We start from the raw sequence: 23,722 nt of genomic DNA on the forward strand, positions 1-23,722 counted from the left end.
GGAGGCGATGCGATGGAAAAGTATGACGTCGTGATCCTGGGCGGCGGCAATGCTGGAATGGGCGTGACGGTTGCGACACGCGCCGCCGGACTTTCCGTCGCCATCGTAGAGGCTCGCGATCTTGGCGGCACCTGTCCCAATCGCGGCTGCACGCCGAAGAAGGTGCTGGTCGCGGCAGCCCACGCGCTCGACGAGATCGCGAGGGCCGGCGATCATGCAATAAGGATCGAACCGCCGCGGCTGGATTGGCGAGGCTTGATCGAGCGGGAAAGGGACATCATCAGGGATATCCCGTCCCGATTGTCCGGTTTGATGGCCAAGCGAGGCGTCGACGTCATCTACGGCGAGGCCGCATTTGTCGCCAGCAACGCCATCCGCGTCGGCAGTCGAGAATTCGAGGCCAGGAACATCGTCATCGCCACCGGCTCGAAGCCGCGCCCAATGCCGATTCCGGGCTCGGAATTCCTGACGACATCGGACGATGTGCTGAGCGATCCGACGCTGCCTCGCGCCGTGGTGTTCATTGGCGGTGGCGTTATCGCTTTCGAGCTGGCTCACGTCTATGCGCGCGCCGGCGTCGAAGTCACCATCCTCGAGGCGCTGCCGCAGCTTCTGGGAAGCTTCGACGAGGATGCCGTTGCTCTGCTCCTTGGCGAGAGCGAGCGCTTCGGTATCAGCATCCATACCAAGGCTTGGGTCAAGAAGATCGAGAAGGTCGACGGGCGACTGCGGGTGAGCTTCGCGAAGGATGGCGCCGAATACCGGGTGGACGCAGATCGGGCCGTCAATTGCGCCGGGCGCGTTGCCAATGTCGAGGGCCTCGATCTCGGCGCCGGCGTCATCGTGCATCGCGAAGGCCGCATCGAGATCGACGATCATCTGAGGTCCCGTTCCAACCCGGACGTCTATGTCTGCGGCGACGCGGTCTGGAATTCTCCGCAGCTTTCGCCGATAGCGACCTACGAGGGCGGCATCGTCGGCCGCAATATCGTCGACGGCCCGAAACATCGGCCCGACTACGGTCACATACCTGCCTCGCTCTACAGCATTCCGGCCGTGGCAACCGTCGGTTTGACCGAGGCCAAGGCGAGGGAACGCGGCTTCATCATCAACGTCCGCTCGAACGACATGCAAGGCTGGCTTTCGGCCAGGACTTACGCCGAGCCGGTAGCGTGGTCGAAGATCATCGTCGAGGAAACGACAGACAGGATCCTTGGGGCTCACCTGGTCGGCCATGCCGGCGAAGAGCTGATCCACATATTTGCGCTCGCGATGAGGCACGGCATCACGGCACGAGAGCTGTCTGAGATGGTCTGTGCTTTCCCGACCTTCACGGCGGATATCAGGAACATGATGTAACGCGTCGCCTCGGGTCAGCGAAGAAGACACAGATCTGGCATGTGTCGATGCAGGTGGGGCATCAAATCCATGCAGGAAAAACATGGCAACTGCCGAGGGGTTACGGTGATAGGCTGTGTGCGAGGTATGAAAGTGCAGACATGGCCGCCGACGACCAGGCAATGACATTCGAGCAGTCCGTGCAGGCAGCCATCGAGCTTGATGCGCCTCTCAATGAACGGCTGGCGGTGGTTGCCGCGGCGGTCCGCCGCCTAAACTCGGAGTTTGCGGACGCTGTAGATCGACTGGTGGAACGCCTGGAGAAGCAGGGTGCCGGAGCGGCGGCGCCAAAGCCCGGCGATGTCATGCCGCCATTCCTGCTGCCTGACGACGAAGGCAGGCTGGTTGGCCTGGCCGACATCCTGCTCCAAGGGCCCGCTGTGATCACCTTCCAGCGCGGGCATTGGTGCCCTTACTGCCGTTTGAACGCGATCGGCATCGTCGAAGCGCAGCAGGAGATCGCGGCATTGGCCGGGCAAATCGTGGCGATCATGCCCGAGCGAGGCAAATTCGCCAGGGCGATGAAGGCCGCGGTTGGCGCAAGCTTCCCCTTCCTGACCGATATGGACAATGGCTACGCCCTGTCTCTTAACTTGGCAATATGGATCGGAACCGAAATGGAGCGGTTGATGGGCGTTGCCTATGACCTCCCAAGCTACCAGGGCAACTCCAGCTGGTTCCTGCCGATCCCGGCCACATTCGTCGTCGGAACCGACGGGATCATCACCGACCGCTTCGTCGATCCGGACTACCGCCGTCGCATGGACATCGACGACCTGATCGCGGCGCTCAGGCGGGCTCGCTGACGCCAAAGGATGACCAGTCGGCCGCTCTCAAGAGATTGAGCAGCGTCGTCGCGACAGGTGCGCGCTGCCTGCCGGCGACCGCATAAACCGACACGATCCGCGAGACGTCCAGATCGCGAAGCTTGAGCCGGCGGATGTTCGAGGATCGCGGTGCAGTAAGCGAGACAAAGCCAACTCCGGCATTGGCCTCAAGCAGCGCAAGGAGATCCTGATCGGTCTCGACTTCATGCGCGGTCCGGGGAGTATACCCTTTAGCGGAAAGACAACGCGCTAGTTCCTCGCTCGTCTCCCAATCGATCCGGCTGAGCACAGGTTCGGCGGCGAGCTGAGCCAGCGCGACATCAGCCTCATTTCGCCGGGCGAGCGGGTGATCTGAATTTACCGCGAGTTCGATCCCTTCCTGGAACAGAGGCCATACGTCCAGGCGGTCCCAAGCCTGTCCAAGGGGGCCGGCAATCGCCAACTCTACTTCACCGCCCTTTAGCGCCTCGATCACAGCCGCCGGCGAGCCACGGTGGATTTTGAGATGCACACCGGGATAGGCCCGAAAGAGCTCGGTGAACGGCGAAACCAGCAGCGCAATGTTGATGCTGTTCGAAATGGTCACATTGAGCGGCGCAACATCGCTGCTTTGCACAGCCTTGGCCAATGACTTGGCGGAAGTGGCCGCGTCATAGCATTGTTGCAGCAAGGGCAGCATCCGCCGTCCAAGTTCCGTCAGGTGCGAGTGCTGACGCTCTCGCCGGAGGAGCTCGCCACCGAGTTCTTCTTCAAGCGTCTTGATCGCGCGCGTAAGCGCCGGCTGAGTGACGTTGCATTCCTCGGCCGCTCTGGTGAAGTTCAACGTGTTGGACAGGGCCAAGAAATAGCGGACCTGCTGCATCTCCATGAATTTTCGCCCCCTTCAGCGAAATTCGATTTCTTCAGGAACAGCTAATTCGCGGCCATGCTAGCGGAAATCCAAGCAAGGTCGAGGGGTGATTTGCTGGGGTTTGCCCGCAAGACAATTGTCCAGCAGGGTCACCTTGTCGGTCGTCATAATGCTAGAAAATATAGTGTAAAGTACGTTTTTATTGAATTAGCGGAAGTTCAATCCTCACGCAGCACCGGCTTTCCGAAACATCTGGTGGGCGTGTCGGGCGATCACGCCGGCTCAGTTGGTGACATGCGACAGCCGCAGGCCGGCTTCGTCCGGGATCTCGGCCATGCCTTCCTCCGCGAAGCGGAACATGTCCTCGAAATCCAGCTCCCGCTCGAAAATGACGCCGCCGACTTTGATCGCAAGCACGTCCTTGTCGCCTTTGGGCGCGAAGTAGATCTCGCCGACCGTGCCGCGAATGCGCTCGCCGATGTCCTTGGCGTCCTCTTCGCTCGCGCCCGGCAGGAAGACGCCGAACATCGAGGTTCCGATCCGGCCGATCAGATCGTCCTTGCGCACCGCGGATCGGATGGCCGATGCGATCAGCCGCAAGGCCTCGTCGCCCCATTCGAGACCGAAACGCAGGTTGATCGATGCCAGATGTTCCGGATGGATGACCAGAAAGGCGCCGGAGCGCGGACCGGCCGGTCTCTGCGCCCTCCGGTCGACCATCGAGGTGAACACCTTGCCGTTCAGGCAGCCGGTCAGCTGGTCGTAGGTGCCGGATCTGGTGAGTTCCTGCCGGTAGCGGCGGATCTTCACCTGTTGCCAGCCGAGCAGGGCAAACAACGGCAGACCGATGACGATCGGCACGATGATTGCCGTAATTGCCCCGCGGCCGAATGGCGTCAGGCTGTCGCTGAAAAGCAGCAGGTAGTTCAACCCGAGCGAAAGCGCGACGCAGGCGGCGGTGCCAAGCGCGGCCAGCAAGATGAGGTGCTTCCACGTTTGAACCGGCGCGGTCGGTGTTTTCGCAGTCAAGGGCCAATCTCCTGTTCGACGCATGGCATACAGGAGGTCCGTTACGATTTCGGTGTCAGGGAAACGTACAATTTGATGCAAGTCGGCATGTTCTCCATGGCAAGCGCCGGATCCGGCACACCGGCGGCCGCGGTCGGTGGCTGACGACCTGCCAGGTCGTCGGCCCAGTCCAGGTTTTAGAAGTGCTGAACCGCCCTGACCATTCTGCTTTCACGCAAGTGCGCGAGGGGAGCGGCCACCGGCTTTCCCGCGGCAGCACTATTGCGGTGGGCCGAAAATGCCCATCCGGGCGGTCCTCGCCACCACCTCCGCCTTGCCGTAAATGCCGCTGCGAGCGGCCATCGCCCAGCCGTTCGAAACCAGCCAGGCGCCGACATCCTGCGTGCCGAGCGCGCAGGGCGCGGCGATGGCAAAACGGTCGACGTCCGGCGGCAGGAAGCATTTCAGCGCCCGCCCGCGCAGCCAGGCGTTGAAGGCGGCCCGCGCCCGCTGGCCGCAGGGCCAGGCGGTGTCGTCGAACATGCAGGTCCTGTCGGGGCTTATGTCGACCGTCCCGCTGATGGCGACGGTGCGTCCCATGGCTTCGACGACCGCCGAGGAGGTCGCGACGGGACGGAAAAGCAGCGTCTCGCGCCAATCCTGCGGCATCGGCGTCTGCGGCCGCGGCGCAAGTCCGAGCTCGCTAAGCGGAGGACGCGGTTCGATGCGCTCGATCCCGGATGGGTCGAGCGGCGGCGGCGCGATGAGGTCCTCGGCGATCTTGCGCGCCGGCCGGCCTGGCCGCGCGTCATGGATCGGGCCATGGAAGGCCGGCTTCAGGTCGCCGGGGTCCTGAGCCGGTGCGATCGAAGTGGGCGGCAGCAGGCGGCCACCCTCGACGATCAGCACCATGCCTGCGATCAGGCCGAGACCGCCGAGCGCAGATGCCAGCAGCGGGCGGCCGGACGGGCTCACCTGGTTCACGCGTGGACCCTCGCGGGATCGTGCCGATAGCCGGCGGTGCGGCCCGAGCCCGACCCGTTAGCTCCTGTCGACATGGCGCCACCCCGACCGCTGAATCGGACCATACATTAGATGTGAGCGACATTCCTTGAAAAGCAAGGCGTTGCGTTAAGTCTCGCGCAACCAATGCGGCCTAGAATCGGCCATCGGATGTCGAGGGGATGACATGATGCGCAAGCCGATACCGCTTTTTGCCTTTCCGGCCCTGGTGCTCATTCTGCTGGCGGCGGAGCGAGCGGCGGCGCTGCTTCTCGGCTTCTATCCGGCGAGCCCCGCTGCGTGGCATGCCTGGCTCGAGCTGCGGCCGTTCTCGACCATGTTCTGGCAGCAGGTGCACGTTTATCTCGGCGGATCGATGGCGCTCGATGCGGCCATCATTGTCTTCGCGGCGGGCGCCTGCTGGATGGCAAGCTGCTCAAAATGGTCCGGCGGTTTCTTCATCGCCAATCATGCTGCAATCATTTTCGCCGGGTCCATGATGGCGCTGAGCAGCCACGCGGAAACGGCGAGCACGATCGCCGCCTTCGTCACGCCCCATGGCCTTCAGTTCTCGGTGATGGTCGACCTAAGCTTGCAGAACTGCCTGGTGCTGTGCCTCGGTCTCGCGGCATGCGCCTACTGCCATGTCGCCTTCTTGCGCGAGGCAAAGCTACGTGCCGAAGCCCGCGCTGTCCGCATGCTCTCGCTGCAGCGCGATCTGTAACCTGCCGGTCCGGGCGGCGAAGACCCGCCTGCTCAGTTGATCTTCTTGTAATAGACCTTGCCGTCGGGCTGCTGGATGCGCTGGTAGGACGGGTTGGGCCCCGGAGGCGCGACCTTGCGCTTGAACGCGGGCTGTCCGTCTCCGGCGCCAGCGTCTCCGTCGGCCGCGGACGCATCCGCCACCGTGGTGTTGTCGAGCAGGGCCGGCTCGGCCGCGCCGGGCGCCGGCTCGCTGGCGGCGACGGGCTGGCCTTGCTCAAGCTTGGCGATATTGCCGTTGATCCGGCCGAAATTCGCCTGCAACTGATGGTCCAGCGTCTCGAACCGGCTCTGGAAACCGTTGTTAACGGTGTCGATGCGCGCGCCGATCCGCTGCTCGAACTGGCCGAGCTGTTCCAGCCGCGCCTCCATCGTCTTGAGGTCGTTGACGCCGCGATAGAGATAGGCCGCGGCCGTCACGTTGACGACGGTGACGAGCAACGCACCCACCGCCACGACGCCGATCAGCCTGGCCCGGCTGGGCTTTCCCGGAGCGGCTTCCCTGTGACCGAGTTCGATTGCCGGGACGTCCGGCTCGCTGATCATCGTCATTCAACCACCACCTTTGCGCCCACCGCGACGCGTTTGAAAAGATCGATCACATCGGTGTTCGTCAGCCGGAAGCATCCGGACGTGCCGTCGAAACCGACGCCCTTAGGATCGTTGGTGCCATGGATGCGATAGAGCGTGTCGCGCCCGTCGCGCGACAGATAAAGCGCCCTGGCGCCGAGCGGATTGTAGGGACCGGCCGGCACCATCGCCGGCAGCTCCGGCCGGCGCGCGCGCATTTCCCTGGGCGGGCGCCATTCCGGCCATTCGGTCTTGGAAGCGATTTTGACAGTTCCGGTCCAGCCGAAGCCGTCGCGGCCGACGCTGATCTGGTAGCGCAGCGCATGCCCCGCTGCCGTCACCAGATAGAGCGCCTTCTCGTTTTTGCGGATGACGATCGTGCCGGGCTGCTCACCGGTCTCGAAGGCGACCGCCTTGCGCAGGCTGGGGCCCATGGCCGGCAGCGGCGGCAGGCCCGATCCGGCTTGCGCCAAACCGCAGGCCGACGCCAGCGCGATGCCGATCAGGCCGGCCGCGGCAAGACGCCCGACGATGCGAAGTCTAGCGCTGGGCATTGTCCAGCCGCTCCTTGAACATGCGTTTCAAGTCCTTGTTGAAGCGCGCGCGTCCGTCGACCTCGGAAGGCAGGATGGCGCGGTTCAGCGCGTCGGCCAGGAGTGCGTTGTCCAGCGCCAGCGACTTGATGTGCGGCGCCTTGAAGATCTTCTCCAGCTCGCTGCGCGAGAAGTGGTTGCCGAACCATTTGCGCTTGTGCTTGTTGGCCACCAGCGTGATGCTGACCTTGTTGCCGCGCAATTCGCGGATCTTCTTGTAGAGCCGCTTGCCTTGCCTCAGCGAAGCGACGTTGAGCTCGAAGACGATGAATATCTCGTCGCTCGTGCGCAGCACCGAATCGTGCCACGGCGTCTCGATGTTGGGCAGGTCGATGACGATGTCGTCGAAGCGGTAGGCGACGAGATCGAGCAGCCGGAAGACGAAGTCGGAACCGCGCGGCTCGAACGGCAGTTGCGGCCGCTCGAAGGAATAGAGGGTCAGGCCGGAGGGCCGCGACAATTTGATGACATCCATCAGCTCGACGTCGAGCCGGTCCGGCTGGCCGATGATGCCGGAGAGGTCGAACTGGTTGAACTGGTTGAGATAGGCGCCGCAATTGGCGCTCTGGAAATCGAGGTCGACCAGGCAGGTCGAGGCCGCCCGCTCGGCCGATTTCGAAGCGAGATACTCGGCCGCCGAGATCGCCAGCGTGGTGGCGCCGGCGCCGCCGCTGGCGGCAATGAAGGTGATGATGCGGCTCTTGGTGCCCTGGCTGCCGGTGTCGTGGAAGGTGACGGCGTTGAGCAGCTCCTTGGCGTCGAGCGGCTTGTGCAGCCAGTCGGACGCGTTCATGCGCACCAGGACGCGCGTCTGCTCGGAGGTGAGCTCGTCCGAGATCGCGATCAGCGGCACCGACGCCCAGGCCGCACGCGCCTCGACGATTGCCGGATTGCCGAGCAGCTCGCCATTGGCCAGATCGAGGATGATGATGCCGGGGCGGCTGTCGACCGGCGGCCCCTTCAGGAACTCCGCCGCATCCGAGACCTTGACGTCATAGATCGCCAGCGCGTCGAGACGGGTCGTGACATCCTGCCTGAAATTCGGATCAGAAGAAAACAGGGCGACCTGCTTGCGCTTCGTGGGCAGAACTCTGGTGTCGATGGCGTTCATGGGTAGGCGACCTTCAAATCTTCGCCCGTGACCGTGCTCAGCATGGAGGGCATTGTCATGTCTCCGAATCCGAAAAGTCCGCCTAGGAAGAAGAACTGGTAGCTAATGTTCTTGAGGCTGACGGTTATCGTCGGCACCGGGCCGCCCAGCCGTGTCTGGTAGCCGAGACCGGTGGCGGTATAGGTGATTACGATGTCGTCGCGATGCAGGCCGGGGAAGAAGTGGCACATGCCGGGCCGCATGGTGAGCCGCTGGACGGCGGTGATCGTCGGACAAATATCGTTGTTGGTGACAGCTGTGTCGCCCCGGAATATGCGGCTGAAATTGGTGGCGCTGAACGTGCCGCCATTACTGCAGCCGCCCGTAGCTCCCGTGTATTGGCAGACGAAAGGTCCATACGCGCCGGCGGCAATCGGCGCACCAGGCGACGCTGTCGGTGCGGCGGCCGCCAGATTGGTTACGATCGGATCGGAGATCGACGCCAGTCGTGCGCCGTACTGGACCGCCTTAGTCGCAGCATTCCATTGGTACAACGCGTAGCCGAAATCGACGAAACCTAGTGTCAGCGCAAACAGCAGCGTCGACACGATGGCCATTTCCACCATCGTTGAACCGTCTTCCGATTTTGCAAAGCGCGTCATCATGTTCAGAACCGGATCAACCGCTCCTCGTGGAAGCCGTTGAGCGTGATCGGACCGATGCCGAGCAACGACAACATGCCGATGCCGCTATATGGATACGCGCCCGTCACTCGGACAATGCAGACCTGCGCGGTAGTGGAACGGTATTCGGTAACGCCGGAAACCACTGCGTCATGGCAGGAACCGCTGGCGGCGATGGTCACCGTCGCATTGTTGGAAGTCCCTCCCGCTTTCTGCCAGCCGTTGACGCGCGCGCTGCCTGTGCCTGCCACATTGCCGAACACCGCTATGTTGGCGGCGATGTTGGCGCAATTGATCCCCGGGAGACCGTTGTCCGTGTATATCTGGCTGTTGCAGCGGGCAGCGAAACGCGCGGCATCCGTAAGCCCGGCCTCCATCAGCAGCTTGTCATGGATCAGATTGCCGAATTCGAACACGCCTGCCGACAGAGGCACCATCAGCGGCAGTATCAGGGCCGTCTCGACAAGCGCGGTGCCGCGATGGTCGCGTCGAAATCTGTTGAGGTGATGGAACAGGGTTCTGATCATGGCGATCACCGGTAGAGCTGAGCTTCGTCGCGCAGGTAGTTGTCGAGCGTACCGCTGCCACCCTTTCCGGTGATGTCGACGAGCTCTACGAAGATGTCCTTTCCGTCTCTGATCGGCTCGGTAATGAAGAAGCTGGCGAATCGCCTGACAGGGATGCCTGTAAGGCGGCCGCTGAAATTCATGCCTGAAGCTTTGAGCGCGTTGCAGTCGAGGATCGCGCCATAAAGCAATCGGCGGTCAGGGATTGAGATCGGGGTTCCGGCCCCGGCGGGCGGGATGCCTTTCTCACCGCTGACTGCGGCGTCGCCGACGATGTTGTCGGACGTATTTCCATCTCCGTTCGGGTCGATTTCGTAGCGATAGACCTCGTATCGTGTTGGCAGGTTGGCGCCAGTTCCGGAGAGCGCGGAAGGCACCGGCCGACCGGGATGGTTCGCGGCCCAATATCTGGCGAAGTTCCAGTCTCCAGCACCCATACGGCCGCCCATCATGGTGCAATTGCTAGCGATCTGGCACGAGTCGCGTTCAAGCCCGACGCCCTTAGTGGGGTCCGTTTCGTAGTCGACCTTGTTGTTCTTGACGAAACTGTTCCAGTTTTTGGCGCCCTTGCGCACATTGACCCCAGGTCCGTCCGAGTAGCTGGAAGAATCGATACCGAAACGAGAATTGATACCATTCAATACAGGCCCGGCGTTCTGTCCCGGCTCGGTGTCGACGCCGTCGCGCGAATAGCAATTCTGCGGTTTGGAGTCGGCGAGCATTTTTTCGAGCTGATTGGCACCATTACCGAACGGCGAAGCCAGAAAAGCGAAGTTACCGGGAAAGTAAGACCCATCTCCACGCAGTTTTATCTGGCGACGACGGTATTGCCTGGTTTGCGCTGCCTGTTCCAGTGTGACGCCGCCGGTGATGGTAGTGTCCTCATACGGGTTGCACATGAACACCGGCGTGTACTCGCAAACGCCTGATGTGAACCCTGCAGTCGCCACCGCCCCTATGGTCCACGAATTGTCGGTGCCGCCGGGCAGGAACGATACCGGAAACAGTGTGTCGAAACCGGTGGGTGTGACCTTGACCTGGATGAATTTGGTTTCATCCTCGCCAACAGAAGGAGTGGCATCGGCAAGATAGGTAGCCTGATTGGCCGTCGTTATCTGGGTGCCGTCCGCAGGCGGGATTGCCTTGAGGAAACACCAGGAAATATTTCCAGCGGCATTACATCGCGCCGTGCCGCCCGGTTGCCCGGAGGTTAGGGTAAACCGGCCGGAGGTCGAGAAATTGCTCTCGTTGTGGACCAGCGTCGCCATGGCGCGCTCTGCTCTACCCCATGCACCGGGAAACCCGTCAAGCTCTGCGGCCCCAGCTAATGAAAAGGCGTCGGCGGCCTTCTGCAGGTCGTTTTTCAGGTTGTTGGCTCGGCTCATATCGATCACCAGCAGGGAAAAGCCGATGATCGCCGGTAACATGATTGCCACTAGAACGAGTGCGATACCCCTTTGATCCTGCCAGAACGCGCGAACAATTCGCAACATGGCCGTGCCCCTTTACTAACCCCGTCGCCAGCACCCCTCGTTTGCCCAGCGCTGAAACCGCATCCCTCTTTTCAGTTCGTTGAACTGGTCGGCGTGCCGACATTGACTGTCACGTTACCCCCGGACGGCGCCGCTGGCGGATATCTGTATTTCTGCACGACTGCGACTGACCGCGCGCCGTCGCCCTCGATCCTGGTGTTGTTCGAAGCCGGATTGTACGGGTCGACCGTCTGCAGCAGTTGGTTGGCCTTCTGCGAGTCGCCCGATGCGAGCGTCATCGTGTCGTAATTGTGCAGATAGTCGGCCGCGCAGCCGGCGAGCAAGCTGGTGCCGAACAGAACGAGCAGGAGCTTATTTCTTGACATAGACCAGCTTGTCCTTCGATTTCACATCCAGCATGTGGCCATAAGGGCCGGTGACGCCTTCGCCATGCTCGTACATGCGGATCATGTCCTTGTTGACTTCGAGCTGGCCGAGCAGGAACAGCTCCGGATCGTTTGCCGGCTTCGTCTTGTCGAAAGGTGTCGCCAATTGCTCGCCAGGCTTCACCGGCCGCACCAGATGCGGCGTGACGATCACGACCAACTCTGTTTCTTCCTTCTGCGTGCTCGAATTCCTGAAGAGTGCGCCGACGATGGGTACCTGGCCAAGCCACGGCACTTGGTCTTGCTGTATTGTATTCTTGCTCGAAAGCAGGCCGCCCACGGCGAAGCTCTGGCCGTCGCGTAGGTCTACCGTGGTCGACAGCTTGCGATTGGTGAAGATCGGGTCGCCGGCTGTTGTGAAGCCGTTCAGGTCGCTGACTTCCGGCGCAAGCTTCATGTGGATCTTGCCGTCGTCCAGCACCACCGGCGTGAAGTTCAGATTGACGCCGAACTGCTTGAAGACGATCTCGACTTCGCCTTGAGCGTTGACGCTGCGCACCGGCACCTCGCCGCCCGCGTTGAAGCTGGCCGTCTCGCCAGAAACCGTCGTGAGGTTCGGCTCAGCCAGCGTACGGACAACGCCCTTTGCTTCAAGCGCCTCGATGATCAGGTCGACTTTGATGTTGTTGTCGATGACGCGGGTGATGAGAGCGGCGAACGGGTTTGAACCAGACAGAAGCCCACTTAGAATATTGCCCGGCCCGAGGACGATATTATCCTTATCGACTGCCGCATCGCCGGTACCGGTTCGAGTCGTGCCTCGGCTATTCGTGCTCCTGATCGACACCCCAAGATCGCGGCCCGCATTGCGCTTGGCCTCGAGGATACGAACCGAAAGATTGACCTGTTCGCTGTCATCGATGGTGACGGCGTTGATGATGGAGTCTGGACCGTATTGTTGTGTGACCTCGACGATGGACGCCAGCGTTGCGGCGTCCTTCACGTGGCCGCTCAGTCGAATCTTGCCGTTGATGGAGCCGATCTCGATGCGAGCCTTCGGCGCCACCTGGCGGATTGCGACGGCCATGTCGCTGACATCCTGGCCCACTTCGATCTGGATGGCGCCCAGCGATCGCTTGTCCTCGGAAAACAGATTGACGGTGGTGGTGCCGACGCTCTTGCCGATGATGTAGAGCGTCTTGTCGGTCATCGGCTGGGCGTCGGCGATCTTCTCGTCGCCGACAACGATATCGCCCAGGGTGGCGTTCACCTGGAGTGTGACGGATTGCGATACCGGGATGAAGACGCGATGGAGTGACGGGCTCGATACGTCGATGAACCGGTCGGCGGCGTTTGCCGGCGGACCAAAAATCATCAACGCAGTCAGGCTGGATAGCGTCGCAATTGCCATCCTCATCCAGAAACCCTGCATCCGAAATCTCCCCGACTGCTATCCAGCAGTGTCCCATCCGCCGTGCGGCTATTTCTGTCGCGGCACGTCATAGGTTTCGAGCTTCACGCCGCGAAACACACCGACTGTAGCGCGTACCGGAGGTTCCGGCTGCACATATTTTACCTCTTGCTTTACAACTTCCTGCACTTGTGGTGCGGGCGCCACAGCAGGGGCAGGCTTGACTTTGCTCAACTGATCGATCTGGCTGCCTACTCGGTCCACGGCCTTGGCCAGTCCGTCGATCTTGGCATCGGCCCGCTTGCGTTCTTCGGCGGCGGCCGCGTCGGCGGCAGCTTGCTTGGCCAACTCTTCTTGCCGCTTGGCGACATCTTCAGGAGTGTCGCCAGTCAGATCTGAAAGCGTGATCCGCTCGGTGGTCTCGCCGTTGCTGGCCGCCGCCTGCCGAAGCGCCAGTGACAATTGCCCCGCGCCTGCGGCGAGGGTCAGCTTCTGGGCATCCTTGGTACTGACCTCTACGGTCACAGCTTTCACAACTGTTGGGCTGTCCTTGCTTTCATCGGCAACCTGGTCGACGGCGAGCACCTTCACACTCTGCAGCAGCACGTCGACAAAACTCTTGTCGGGACCGTTGTCGCTTCGCACTGTCCTGGTCAACAGAACATCGACGCGATCCCCAGGGAAAACGAAACCGGCCACGCCCAGCACATCGTTGACGCGGATCGAAACGGCTTTCATGCCTTCGCCGAGCACGGCTGAAAGCGTGGCGCGCTGCCCGGCGCCAGTAATCTTGGAAGCCAGCACCGGTTCATTGGCGCTGATCGCCTGCAAAGCCTGGCGCGTTCCATTGCCAGCCAAAGCATCTTTGGTCGTCTTGAACGCTCCGGTCGGGATTGCGCCTGCCGGCCACGCTATCTCGCGCAATTTGTCGGCACTCAGAGTGTCGCCGAACTTCAGCGGCATCGCTGCGACCACGATGGTGCTGGCCTGCACGCCGTTGGATTGCGCCAATGCGTTGCGCTGATTGGCCAGCCAGATATTGGCGAGGACAACAGCCAGAACGCCGAACACGCCGGCGAGAACAATCATTATTACCGTATTTGCGCGCATGAGCCTAACCCCAAAGGCTTCCGTTCAGCCGCACTGCCCCACGCGGCTTTTTCTTATTGTCAGGCCCGAATCGCCTGATTCGGGCCTGACATTCTCGAAGTGATCAGCTGCCGGCGCCGGAAGAGCAGCTGCCGATGCCGCTTGCGTTCAAGTCGGTGCAGAGCTGGGTAAAGCGACCGTTCACCCAGAGGCCGATGCCGACGATGATCAGGATCGCCGCGCCCGCAATGATGCCGACGAGAATAGAATATTCGACCATAGCAGCGCCGTTTTCATCGTCGCGGAACTGCCGGGCCATCGTCATGAGCTTCTTCATGCCAATTTCTCCCTTTGGAGGTTTGAACCCGACGAGACGAGCCTAAGGATGAACCCCATACCCAAGCATCCCCCGTCACTTTCAATCCTAGGTCGCGTGAAAAAGCAGAGTCAAACGGATTAACAGTCGCTTAACCTTTCAATACCTGGAAAGCGCGGATTTAAGTTTGGACAACAGCTTGATTCGCCTCACTTTTCAAGCCATCTTAACCATTCATTCACAATTCGGCCACCGGGGCGCCTCAGGCATGGCGTCATTAGGAAGCCAACATATACGTTTATATCTAAGTATTTAGAAGACATATTAGCTCATACTGCGACATAAGTCCTAAGACTTTGGTCGGGGCATCGTCATCGGTCTGAAATAAAACGATTTCCCGAGAGATCGATTTTTTAACTATGTTGCAAGTAATACACGATCGCGGCCACCTCGCTGCTTGTGCCCCTCGTGGTTAACGCTTAGTTTCAATCCTGGGGATTTTTGCAGGGGGCTCGCGTGATGTTGGGTCGCTTCATCAAAGGAACGAATGAACAGCGGGCGCTCCAGCCGGCGCCCGTCGCGGCTGCGTCGAACGGAGTGGCAATCGTTCCGGCGCCGGATGTTGAATCGCAAGGCGATGATTTCCTTACGCTCAAGGTCGAACTGCATCGCCATCTCATCGACCGCTTCAACCTAACGGCTCTGGAAAGCGCCTCCAAGGACGAGATCCTCAATGAGATTCGGCCGATCGTGCGCGAATTCGTGCGCGGCCGAAATGTACCGCTCAACGCCCGCGAGCTTGATCAATTGACCAGCGACACGGCCGACGAAATGCTGGGACTTGGACCGATCGAGCCGCTGCTCAAGGACGATTCCATCGCAGACATATTGATCAACACGCACAAGCACGTTTTCATCGAGCGCCGCGGAGTGCTGGAGGAAACCGCGATCCGCTTTCGCGACGAGGCGCATCTGTTGCGTGTCATCAACAAGATTGTCTCGGCAATAGGAAGGCGCGTCGATGAATCCGCGCCGATGGTCGATGCTCGCCTTGAAGATGGCTCGCGCGTGAACATCGCCGTGCGGCCGATATCGGTGGATGGCCCGCTGGTGTCGATCCGCAAATTCTCCAAGCATCCTTATTCACTGGAACGGCTGATCACCTTCAATTCTATTAGGCCGCAAATGGTCGATTTGCTTCGGATTGCGGTGCAATCGCGTAAGTCTATCCTGGTTTCGGGCGGCACTGGCAGCGGCAAAACGACCTTGCTCAATGCGCTGTCGAGCTACATCCCGAGCAGGGAACGTCTGGTCACCATCGAGGACGCTGCGGAACTGCAGCTGCAGCAGCCACATGTCGGCCGGCTGGAGACGCGACCGCCCAATGTCGAGGGCAAGGGCGAGGTTCGCCAGCGTGAATTGGTCAAGAACGCGCTGCGCATGCGGCCGGATCGCATTATCGTCGGCGAGGTCCGCGGCGAGGAAGCCTTCGACATGTTGCAGGCCATGAATACCGGCCACGAAGGCTCGATGACCACCATCCACGCCAACACGCCGCGCGATGCCATTTCGCGCCTGGAGCAGATGGTCGGCATGGCTGGCATGCCGATGACCAATGATTCCATTCGGGCGCAAATCGCGTCGGCCATCGACATCATTGTGCAAACGCAGCGCCTCTCCGACGGCGGCAGGCGGGTTATTTCCATTTCGGAAATTACTGGCATGGAAGGCAATGTCGTCCAGCTTCAGGAAATCTATCACTTCATCCGCCGCGATGTGACGACAGACGGACAGATTGTCGGCGAGTTTCGCGCCACCGGCGTTCGCCCACGCTTTGCAACAGAAGCGGCCACGCTGGGTCATCATTTCAGCAAGGACGCCTTCAATCCGCAGGTGCCGCTCTGATGCCGGCCGGTCAGACGCTCCTTTATTTCATCTATGTTCTCGCGGCCGCGTCCGTGATCCTTGCCGGAGAGTCCCTCTATTTGTCTTACGCGTCGCGACGAGTAAGATCGGGAGTCATAAATCGGCGCCTATCGCGCCTCGCGGAAGAAGCGCCAGCCGAGAAGACCTTGCAAGGTCTCTTGCGAGAACGAGGATTGACTGATTCCGGCGACTTTATCTTCGGGATGGTCGCCTTGAACCGGCTCTACACGCAATCGGGCATCACTGGTAATCCGTTGGCCTTCGCCGCTATGTTCCTGCTGGCTGGGCTGGCGATCGCGTTGGTGCTGCCATTGCTCTTCGGCTTTTCCATACTCGCGGCCGTGATTGCTTTTATGCTTATTGGCATCGTTTTGCCGCTTCTTGTACTTCGCCGTTCGCGCAACAAGCGCATCCAGAAATTTGCAGCACAGCTTCCTGATGCGCTCGACATGATCGTGCGTTCGCTGCGCGCCGGCCACCCGACGACCGTGGCGATCACGCTTGTCGCCCGCGAAATGCCCGACCCGCTCGGCACCGAATTCGGTATCGTCTCGGACGAAATCACTTTCGGCCTCAGTCTGGAAACTGCGGTGCGTAAGCTCTCGCAACGCGTTGGGTTCGAGGGGCTCCATCTTCTTTCGGTGTCGCTTTCCATTCAGGCCAAGACCGGCGGCAACCTGACCGAGATCCTCGCCAATCTCTCGACAGTCCTGCGCGAACGACAGAAATTGCGCCTGAAGATCAGAGCGCTGTCGGCCGAAGGCCGGATGTCGGCTTGGATCATCTCGCTGTTCCCGGTCGTCATGCTTGGCCTGCTGATGGTCATCGCGCCGAGCTACTACGGGGCTGTATGGAACAGCCCACTCCTCATGCCGGCGTTCCTGATCTTCGGGATATGGGCGCTGATTGGTGACTTCATCATGTACCGAATGGTCAACTTCGACTTCTGATTAGAGGCAAAGCGTACACTTGTTCTCGATCACTCAGGACACCAGCCTTCTGGTTTCGATTGCCGTTTTCCTGGCGGCAGTGGCATTTTTCCTGTTCGGCGCCCTCGTTTTCATGCCGGCACTGCAGACGCGGAAGCTGGTGACGGAAAGCTTGAAGTCCGAAGGGATTGCCAGCCGTCGCTCGTTGGTCGGCCAGGAACAGCTCGCCAAGATAGCAGCGCAGCGACCGGTCGATGCCTATTTCCGATCGGTAGAAAAAGAGCGGGGCGAGCCTAACGCCCTTGAAGCAAAGCTCTTTCGTGCCGGTTTCTACCAGGCCAGTGCCCCCATGTTCTATACGCTCGCCCGGATCGGTGCTGTCGCCGTCGGGTTTCTGGGAGTGTACACGGGGTTGCTTGCGGTGGTTCCGCCGCAAATTCCAGGGATTTTTGTATTCGCGGCCGCCGCCTTGTTTGGCCTCGCCTGTTTGGTTATTCCGAGCATAGCGCTGGATCGTTTTGAAAATGCAAAGAAAGAGACGTATCGTCGCGGCTTTCCCGATTTCATGGACATGATGATCACCTGTGCCGATGCCGGCATGAGCCTGGAAGCGGCGGTCGAGCGGGTGAGCCAGGAACTGGCTGGCACCCACAAATGGCTCGGCATCCAGCTTTCAATCATGAATCTGCAACTGCGCGCCGGAAAACCGCTGCGAGAGGCTCTCCGTGATCTTTCCGATCGTCTTGGCCTTGAGGAGGCGCGGGCATTGTCTGTGTTGTTCCGCCAATCGGAAGAGCTCGGCACGAGCCTTACCGATGCTCTGCGTGTCTATAGTGACGAGATGAGAAGTAAGAGAATTCTTCGAGCTGAGGAGCGCGGTAATGCGCTACCGGTCAAGATGATGATCCCTCTGGGGGTCTGCGTCTTTCCGGTGGTCCTGATGATCGTGCTGTTGCCGATCATTATTCGCATGAAGGGCATTTTCTTCTAGCCGGTCATACAATTAGATTCTAAAAAGAGATTCGGGGACTCGTGGGACACAAAATGACACGGCCAAAGCGCCTCGCAGTCGCAGCCAGCCTGCTACTTATTTGCCTTGCGGGCTGCCAGACCAACAACGCCGACGGCGTCGTTCGCACCAATGAGCCGGCCAAAGGCGACTACACCGCCTTTGGCGATACCTTCGACGGTCTGAAGACGATCAGCGATGTCGACTACTATGCCTCGGACCAGGCGGTCACCGAGGCCAAGACGCAGTTCCGCTCGGAAAACTACGGCAACGCCGGCGCCTTGTTCTACAAGGCGACGCGGCTGGCACCCAATGATGGCGTCGCCTGGCTTGGCCTTGCCGCCTCTTGTGACCGCATCAGGCGCTTTGATCTGTCCGACATGGCCTATGCGCGAGCCTACCGCCTGCTTGGCGCCACGCCGGAATATTACAACAATCTCGGTTATTCCTATCTGCTGCGCGGCAAGCTGCAGGAGGCGCGCAGCAACTTCCTGAAGGCCTATGAGCTAGCGCCCAACGATCCGACTGTGGCCAACAATCTGAAGCTTCTATCGTCCAGCGTGCGCAACATAGAGCGGTCATGAGCCTTTTGCTCGCCGCATCGCTGCTGCTGAAGGCATTGGCCATTCCATTGCTTGCTCGAGTCGCGTGGGTCGATTTCTCCACCCAGAAAATCACCAATAGGGACGTCCTGCTGCTGCTTTGCCTTGGCTTAGGCTCGCTGCAACTTCTCTCGGTTCAGGCGGGGTCGTGGTGGGACATGGGTCTGAGCGCCATAGCCGCCTTGACCCTGTTCATCGTCCTCTTTCCGCTCTGGGCCATGCGGAAGGTCGGCGCCGGCGATGTGAAGCTGATGGCCGTAACGCCGTTCCTGATCGGGGGCAGCAATCTTGCGGTGTTTTCGTTGTTGCTGCTCGGCTTTGCGGGCGTGATAGTGATTTTGGTTCGGAATCCATTTCTGTTGCCGGCAGGACTATTTCGCCAGTATGTGCAGCATCTCGACCGCAAGGGCGTTGTTCCCTTTGGAGTGCCGATTTCCGCGGCTGCAATTTGCACGATTGCTTTTCAAATCTATGTCAGCTTGATGGTAGCCACCAGTTCCGGGATATTGCAGCAGCTCAACTGAGCTTGCCCCTTTCAAAACCCCGACGTCGACTTCTCCACGAGCTTCAACCGCCCCTTCTCCACCTTGAAGAACGGCATCGATCTTTGGCTCGAGCCGTCGGCGCGGAAGCGGAACAGGCCGGTCGAGCCGCGGAAGCCGCTGGTGTTTTCCAGCACCTGCTTGCTGAAGCCCTCGGGGCCGGCTGAGCTCGCGATGCCGGCACTCAGCGCCACCACGTCGTAGGCATAGGCCACGTTGACGTCCGGCTGGTAGTTGTAGGTGGCCTTGAAGCGGTCGGCGATCGGGCCGGTCTCGCTCTGGTCGAGCGTCGCGATATAGGCGCCTTCGTAGAGCGGATCCATCGGGCGCTCGAGCCAACGGTCGGTGCCGATCAGCGTCACCGCCTTGCCGGGAATGCCTTTGGCCTTCAGCGCCGCGAGCACCGCGGTTGGGCTGCCGTCGCCGCAGGCGACGACCACGGCGTCGGGCGCCTCGACCAGCGAACCCATGTCGGACACCACCTTGGCGCCGCCATCGCTCGCCGAATAGGGCAGGGTCACCGCAAGCGTGGCGCCATAGATGCTGAGCGCGTTGGCCACCCGGGATTCAATCGGGCTCGAGTCCGCGCCCGAAGGCACCAGCAGCACGAATTTCCTGGCGCCCTTGGCGGCGACCGCCGCCGCGCCCGCCGCGGCGCTATCGGCTTCGCCGAGCCGCACGGAATAGACGCCGGGGCCGCCGGCGAAATTGTCGGCCAGCGCCAGCACCGGCGGCCGCTTGGAGCCGGAGAGCTTGGCAAGGTGCTGAGCGGCCGCAAGCTCGGACGGCCCGATGACGACCTTGACCGGGCCGGACGTGATCGCCTTCACCGCGAGGTCCTTGGCGTAGCCGCTGTCGCCGCGCGTGTCCTCGATCGTCAGCGTCAGAAGCTTGTCGCCGAGATCGGCCATTGCGAGGCGCGCGCCGTCATACATTTTCCGGCCGTTCTCGCCGGTGCTTCCGGGCGCCGAAAGCGGCAGCAGCATGGCCACCTTGGTCGGCCCCGTGCCGAGCGTCAGCTGGGCCTTGGCGGCGGTGGCCGAGGCCGGGCCGCCCGAGGTCGCGCTGGCCAAGGCCGGACTAGCCAAAGTCTGGCCGCTTGCCTGCTGGGCGGGCGCCACGGGCGCGCCCGCCTGGCCGGCGGGTGCCGCGACCGCCGACGGATCGAGCACATCCGACGCGCCGCTCTTGGACTGGCATCCGCACAGCGTCGCGACGAGCCCGAGAGCGAGAGCCCCCAATGCATGTCGCCCAAAAGTGGTCCCGGTTTTGGGGAGACGACATGCATCTGACAAAGACCTGAAGCGCGCCGCAACGATTCGTTTCGACGCGGCGCGCTTCAGGTCCGGATCGTGCCGCTCACATTTCATTTGATGCTTCCATCCCATTTGCCGCCAGTATTCGCCCCGGTGCCTTCACTTCTCTTAACGTTTGCTTGCCCGGCCGTCCCGCAATTCTTGCATCATGGCTTAGCCGTCGAAGAGCCGCGCTCTCAGCGCCTGTATCGCCTTCGCTTGCGCCGGGCTGCGATACTCGGCGCATTTCATGTAGCGCGGCCCGGGCACGAACACGCGGCGCACGCAGACGCCTTTCTCCTGGCCGGTGACGGCGCCGTCCATGGAGACGTCGGAGAATCCGATCGTCGCCACCGGCAGCGGCCCGGCCACATCGAGCCCTTCCCGTGCCAGGATCGCGCGTGCGCGCCGGCAGTAGTCGACAGAGCGGACCGAGAAGCGGGTTTCCCCATGCCCGGCGGGGTATTTCATCACAGTGGTGCAAAGATCGCCCGCGGCAAGCCTGTTTGCCTGCGCCAGATATCTGACGCCGAGCGCGATGTTGGTGGCCGGCTCGCCAAGCTCGTCGAGCGAGCCGCGAAAGCCGAGCATCCGCGCCGTTGCCGGCATGACCTGCATCAGCCCGACCTCGCCGTCAGCGCCGCGCACGCCGGGATCGAAGCCGCTCTCGATCTCCATCACCGCATGCGCCAGCACCGGCTCGAGGCCGTAGAGCGACGCCTGGCAGGTGGCGAATGCCTTGAATGTCGCGCGCGTCCGCTCGGGCGCCGGGTCGCAGCGCGCGGGCTGCGCCCGCTGCGGCTGCGGCCGTTCCAGCCAGTTGGCGTGGACAGGTGCTTGCCCCAGGCCAAGCAAGGCGACCGCCAAGGCAATTCCAGGAAAACTGCGTGGCGGTTTTCCGCTCGCACTTGCGTCAAGACAAAGAGATGGGCCGTTTCGCCGTGAAACGGCGAGGCGGTCCAGCGCGATCGCCTCCGCCGGTTCTCCGTCGGCCACCATCGCAGCCAGCCGGCGTCCGCTTGCCCGTCAGCTCAGTGCATATACTCGACCATGCGGTCGTGGAAGCACTCGCATTTGTTGAGCGTTTCTTCGTCCTTGTAGTTCGTCTTGAGGTAGCCATAGGCCATGCCGCAGGCGACCTTGGCTTCCGAGGCCCAGACGAAGGCGGGACGCGACGAGTTGATCCATTCCGGGCTGTTAGCGACGGCGACCGATTCGTCCATCAGCTTCACCACATGGTCCTTGAGCTCGACCATGTTGTCGGTCAGCACCAGGTCCGACGTGCCGACGGCACGGCAATAATTCACCGCCGGCTCGCCGATGATATCGGCAGCGAACCCCGTCGACCCGGCCACCAACAGCGCCGCGGCCGAAGCCAGCAATCTTACGGAATGTTTCATGTAAACCCCTCTCCGAATTGCGAATTCATGCTTTGCTTATGCTTAGCATGGAAGCGTGGTGGCGCATAAGTGCTAAATGGTGGCCGTGTGCTGCTGATGGTTCGAGTCGTCGTAGAGAATGTTGATCGTGCCGGCGGCAGGTCCGTTCGTCAGCTGGGCCACATCTACGAAGTTGGTGCCGCCGGCCGTGCCGTTGGTGTCGACACTCAGCGTCTTTGTGCCAGCGTCATAATGCACGTAGTCGGCGATGTTGCCTCCCGGTGCTGTCTCGAACAGCGAAGACAAGTCGATCTTGTCGCCTTCGGGGCCACTGTAATCGGTGATAAGATCCTTGATGTCGAGGTGGTCGAGCCTGAACGTATCGGCGCCGGTGCCGCCTGTCAGCGTGTCCTGGCCAGCGCCGCCGACGAGGAGGTCGTTGCCGGACCCGCCATTGAGCGTATCGTTGCCGGCGCCGCCGACGAGCGTGTCGTTGCCGCCCGCTCCACTCAAATTGTCGACTCCGGCTCCACCATACAGCATGTTCCCGACATCGTTGCCGGTGATGGTGTCGTCGAAAGCAGACCCGATGATATCGGGCGCCGCCGCCGTCGACGTGTAGATATGCGAAGCGCCGGCGGCGTCCGCCGAGTGATCCGCAATCGGGTTCCCGCTCAGCGTCACGCCGATCAGACTTGTCGCCAGGTCACCGTCCGCGTCCACGATCTGGATCGGCAGATTGAAGTTGACGGGGTTGGTGCTCTGAACGGCTGCGCCGAACCCGGTGATGGCGAAGTCGTCGCCGCTCGTGTTCAACAATTCCAGACTGTTGTAGCCGTCGGCCGTGAACGTTGAGACGGAAACATGGTCGTCCATTATACCTGTTATCTGAGCGGCATAATGAACTGCGGCGGTGGGATCCACATCGACGAAGTGAACCGTGTAGGTTCTGTCCGTCAGCCCACCCGGACTGCCAACCGTGTATGTCGTTGCGTTGGTGCCGATGGTCGCGAAATCGACGATCTGCGTCTGCCCGTCATACGCGATCGCGACCGACGTGACCGAATCGAGCGCACCATCCCCAACGACCTTGTTGTTGTCGGTACCCGTCGTGGCGTTGTCGTCCTTCGCCGTGATTTGAAGAACGGTGTTGGTGTTTCCGTCGCCAAAGGTGAAGGTGGCGCCGTTGGCGGTATAGTGGTTATCGAACACGTGGTCGCGGTTGGCGAGGACGCCATATCCGCCGGCTCCCATCGTGTTGCCGGTCAAATCCTGGACAAAGTCCACCCGGATGCCTTCGCCCGCACCGATGTTCTGCCCGCCGGCGCCGCCGCCGACGCCGAAGGAGTTCGCGTTCCCGTTGATGGTCGTGCCGGTGCCGAAAGGCGTGAAAAGCACGTCCTGCGAATTATCGTCGACCGGGGCACCGGAGTTCTTCTGACCATTGGGCACGAAGCCGGCCCAGGCGCCGTTACCGCCGTCGAAATCATACGTCCCGTTAGAGAACGTCACTTGCGTCAGGCTGTCGACCGTTCCATTCATGTCAACGGAATAGCTGGCACTCTGGGGGTCGAGGGTGACGGTGAACACCGCCAGGCCGTTAGCATTTCCGTACAGGGTATGACCGTCCGCAGATACATCGTAGATGATGTGGGCGCCGCCCGAAGTCAGGCCGCTGTCCGCGCCATCGAGAGACGCCGCGAAAATCGCCGTGCCGGCACCATCCGCTCCGTAGTTGTTGGACAGCGAGTGGTCTACATCCAGAGCAAACGTAACCGGAGCGCCCGCGCTATTCGACAGCACCGCGTAGTCCGGCGAGACTGCTGTCGGACCGTCATCGAGGAAGGTGACCGCGCCGCCGATGTCGATGGCGCCGGTCGAGGCGCTGTCGCCGTCGGCATCCGTCACCGTCGCCGTCACGGCGATCTTGCCGGCCAGATTGAGCGCGTCGTTGTAGGCGGCGGCCGTCGAGCCGTCGACCAGATGTTCCAGCGCGACGTTCTGCACCACCGTCAGC

The 23,722-nt window shown here is 61.4% G+C and carries 25 protein-coding genes; 8 read left to right on the forward strand and 17 right to left on the reverse strand.

Annotated features, from left to right (window positions below):
* The first annotated feature begins 12 nt into the window (after positions 1-12).
* Together FJ423_RS31005 and FJ423_RS31010 are read left to right on the forward strand one after the other, a co-directional pair.
* Entirely contained in the window at positions 13-1,359 is a 1,347-nt protein-coding gene (locus FJ423_RS31005) for an NAD(P)/FAD-dependent oxidoreductase (RefSeq protein WP_140847206.1), read from the forward strand.
* 140 nt (positions 1,360-1,499) lie between these two features.
* Positions 1,500-2,204, forward strand: coding sequence for a peroxiredoxin-like family protein (locus tag FJ423_RS31010; RefSeq protein ID WP_140700483.1), 705 nt, complete (start codon positions 1,500-1,502; stop codon positions 2,202-2,204).
* Here FJ423_RS31010 and FJ423_RS31015 read toward each other — a convergent pair.
* The 3 genes from FJ423_RS31015 to FJ423_RS31025 all read right to left on the reverse strand — a co-directional run bounded on the left by FJ423_RS31015 (position 2,188) and on the right by FJ423_RS31025 (position 5,067).
* Positions 2,188-3,093, reverse strand: coding sequence for a LysR family transcriptional regulator (locus FJ423_RS31015; RefSeq protein WP_140847209.1), 906 nt, complete (start codon positions 3,091-3,093; stop codon positions 2,188-2,190). The two genes, FJ423_RS31010 and FJ423_RS31015, sit on opposite strands and share 17 nt — an antisense overlap.
* Positions 3,094-3,357: 264 nt before the next feature.
* Positions 3,358-4,104: a GGDEF domain-containing protein gene (locus tag FJ423_RS31020; protein WP_246680363.1), complete on the reverse strand. Its 747-nt coding sequence runs from the start codon at positions 4,102-4,104 to the stop codon at positions 3,358-3,360.
* Positions 4,105-4,362: 258 nt separating this feature from the next.
* Positions 4,363-5,067 (reverse strand): thermonuclease family protein, encoded by a 705-nt coding sequence (locus FJ423_RS31025; RefSeq protein WP_246680364.1) that lies wholly within the window; start codon positions 5,065-5,067, stop codon positions 4,363-4,365.
* Between the two features lie 205 nt (positions 5,068-5,272).
* Between FJ423_RS31025 and FJ423_RS31030 the strand changes: the two genes are divergently transcribed.
* Positions 5,273-5,809: a hypothetical protein gene (locus FJ423_RS31030; RefSeq protein WP_140847214.1), complete on the forward strand. Its 537-nt coding sequence runs from the start codon at positions 5,273-5,275 to the stop codon at positions 5,807-5,809.
* A 32-nt stretch (positions 5,810-5,841) separates the two neighbouring features.
* Here FJ423_RS31030 and FJ423_RS31035 read toward each other — a convergent pair whose 3' ends face one another.
* The 10 genes from FJ423_RS31035 to FJ423_RS31080 all read right to left on the reverse strand — a co-directional run bounded on the left by FJ423_RS31035 (position 5,842) and on the right by FJ423_RS31080 (position 14,044).
* Complete coding sequence (locus tag FJ423_RS31035; protein WP_140847217.1) at positions 5,842-6,399, reverse strand: hypothetical protein; 558 nt, start codon at positions 6,397-6,399, stop codon at positions 5,842-5,844.
* Positions 6,396-6,971 (reverse strand): L,D-transpeptidase, encoded by a 576-nt coding sequence (locus FJ423_RS31040; RefSeq protein WP_140847220.1) that lies wholly within the window; start codon positions 6,969-6,971, stop codon positions 6,396-6,398. Before FJ423_RS31040 ends, FJ423_RS31035 begins: the two co-directional genes overlap by 4 nt.
* Positions 6,958-8,121: an AAA family ATPase gene (locus tag FJ423_RS31045; RefSeq protein WP_140847223.1), complete on the reverse strand. Its 1,164-nt coding sequence runs from the start codon at positions 8,119-8,121 to the stop codon at positions 6,958-6,960. Before FJ423_RS31045 ends, FJ423_RS31040 begins: the two co-directional genes overlap by 14 nt.
* Positions 8,118-8,765 (reverse strand): TadE/TadG family type IV pilus assembly protein, encoded by a 648-nt coding sequence (locus FJ423_RS31050; RefSeq protein WP_140847226.1) that lies wholly within the window; start codon positions 8,763-8,765, stop codon positions 8,118-8,120. The genes FJ423_RS31045 and FJ423_RS31050 overlap by 4 nt, the downstream gene beginning before the upstream one ends.
* Before the next feature lie 2 nt (positions 8,766-8,767).
* Positions 8,768-9,310, reverse strand: coding sequence for a TadE/TadG family type IV pilus assembly protein (locus FJ423_RS31055; RefSeq protein WP_140847228.1), 543 nt, complete (start codon positions 9,308-9,310; stop codon positions 8,768-8,770).
* A gap of 5 nt (positions 9,311-9,315) precedes the next feature.
* Complete coding sequence (locus tag FJ423_RS31060; RefSeq protein WP_140847231.1) at positions 9,316-10,842, reverse strand: TadE/TadG family type IV pilus assembly protein; 1,527 nt, start codon at positions 10,840-10,842, stop codon at positions 9,316-9,318.
* A 71-nt stretch (positions 10,843-10,913) separates the two neighbouring features.
* A complete protein-coding gene (locus FJ423_RS31065; protein WP_140847234.1) occupies positions 10,914-11,207 on the reverse strand; it encodes a hypothetical protein in 294 nt (97 codons plus the stop codon).
* Entirely contained in the window at positions 11,194-12,639 is a 1,446-nt protein-coding gene (locus FJ423_RS31070; RefSeq protein ID WP_140847236.1) for a type II and III secretion system protein family protein, read from the reverse strand. Before FJ423_RS31070 ends, FJ423_RS31065 begins: the two co-directional genes overlap by 14 nt.
* A 48-nt stretch (positions 12,640-12,687) precedes the next feature.
* Positions 12,688-13,728 (reverse strand): Flp pilus assembly protein CpaB, encoded by a 1,041-nt coding sequence (gene cpaB / locus FJ423_RS31075; RefSeq protein WP_140847239.1) that lies wholly within the window; start codon positions 13,726-13,728, stop codon positions 12,688-12,690.
* A 103-nt stretch (positions 13,729-13,831) separates the two neighbouring features.
* Positions 13,832-14,044, reverse strand: a complete 213-nt coding sequence (locus FJ423_RS31080) for a Flp family type IVb pilin (RefSeq protein WP_140847242.1) — start codon at positions 14,042-14,044, stop codon at positions 13,832-13,834.
* Between the two features lie 498 nt (positions 14,045-14,542).
* On the opposite strand from FJ423_RS31080, the gene FJ423_RS31085 reads away from it, so the two are divergent.
* The 5 genes from FJ423_RS31085 to FJ423_RS31105 are packed head-to-tail and all read left to right on the forward strand — an operon-like array spanning position 14,543 to position 19,013.
* Positions 14,543-15,928: a CpaF family protein gene (locus FJ423_RS31085; RefSeq protein ID WP_140847245.1), complete on the forward strand. Its 1,386-nt coding sequence runs from the start codon at positions 14,543-14,545 to the stop codon at positions 15,926-15,928.
* Positions 15,928-16,899, forward strand: a complete 972-nt coding sequence (locus FJ423_RS31090; protein WP_140847247.1) for a type II secretion system F family protein — start codon at positions 15,928-15,930, stop codon at positions 16,897-16,899. The genes FJ423_RS31085 and FJ423_RS31090 overlap by 1 nt, the downstream gene beginning before the upstream one ends.
* Positions 16,900-16,918: 19 nt before the next feature.
* On the forward strand, positions 16,919-17,869 hold the full coding sequence (locus tag FJ423_RS31095) for a type II secretion system F family protein (RefSeq protein ID WP_140847250.1): 951 nt from the start codon (positions 16,919-16,921) through the stop codon (positions 17,867-17,869).
* A 53-nt stretch (positions 17,870-17,922) separates the two neighbouring features.
* Positions 17,923-18,471: a tetratricopeptide repeat protein gene (locus FJ423_RS31100; protein ID WP_140847252.1), complete on the forward strand. Its 549-nt coding sequence runs from the start codon at positions 17,923-17,925 to the stop codon at positions 18,469-18,471.
* A complete protein-coding gene (locus tag FJ423_RS31105) occupies positions 18,468-19,013 on the forward strand; it encodes a prepilin peptidase (protein WP_140847255.1) in 546 nt (181 codons plus the stop codon). Before FJ423_RS31100 ends, FJ423_RS31105 begins: the two co-directional genes overlap by 4 nt.
* A gap of 11 nt (positions 19,014-19,024) precedes the next feature.
* Here FJ423_RS31105 and FJ423_RS31110 read toward each other — a convergent pair whose 3' ends face one another.
* The 4 genes from FJ423_RS31110 to FJ423_RS31125 form a co-directional block, all read right to left on the reverse strand.
* Positions 19,025-20,272 (reverse strand): penicillin-binding protein activator, encoded by a 1,248-nt coding sequence (locus FJ423_RS31110; protein WP_140847258.1) that lies wholly within the window; start codon positions 20,270-20,272, stop codon positions 19,025-19,027.
* Positions 20,273-20,500: 228 nt separating this feature from the next.
* On the reverse strand, positions 20,501-21,193 hold the full coding sequence (locus FJ423_RS31115) for a lytic transglycosylase domain-containing protein (RefSeq protein WP_246680365.1): 693 nt from the start codon (positions 21,191-21,193) through the stop codon (positions 20,501-20,503).
* A gap of 164 nt (positions 21,194-21,357) precedes the next feature.
* Positions 21,358-21,726, reverse strand: coding sequence for a hypothetical protein (locus FJ423_RS31120; RefSeq protein ID WP_140847263.1), 369 nt, complete (start codon positions 21,724-21,726; stop codon positions 21,358-21,360).
* Positions 21,727-21,798: 72 nt separating this feature from the next.
* Positions 21,799-23,722: type I secretion C-terminal target domain-containing protein (locus FJ423_RS31125; protein ID WP_140847266.1), on the reverse strand; the 1,924-nt coding region annotated here is incomplete at its 5' end.

The organism is Mesorhizobium sp. B2-8-9 (genome assembly GCF_006439475.1).
Classification (GTDB): Bacteria; Pseudomonadota; Alphaproteobacteria; order Rhizobiales; family Rhizobiaceae; genus Mesorhizobium.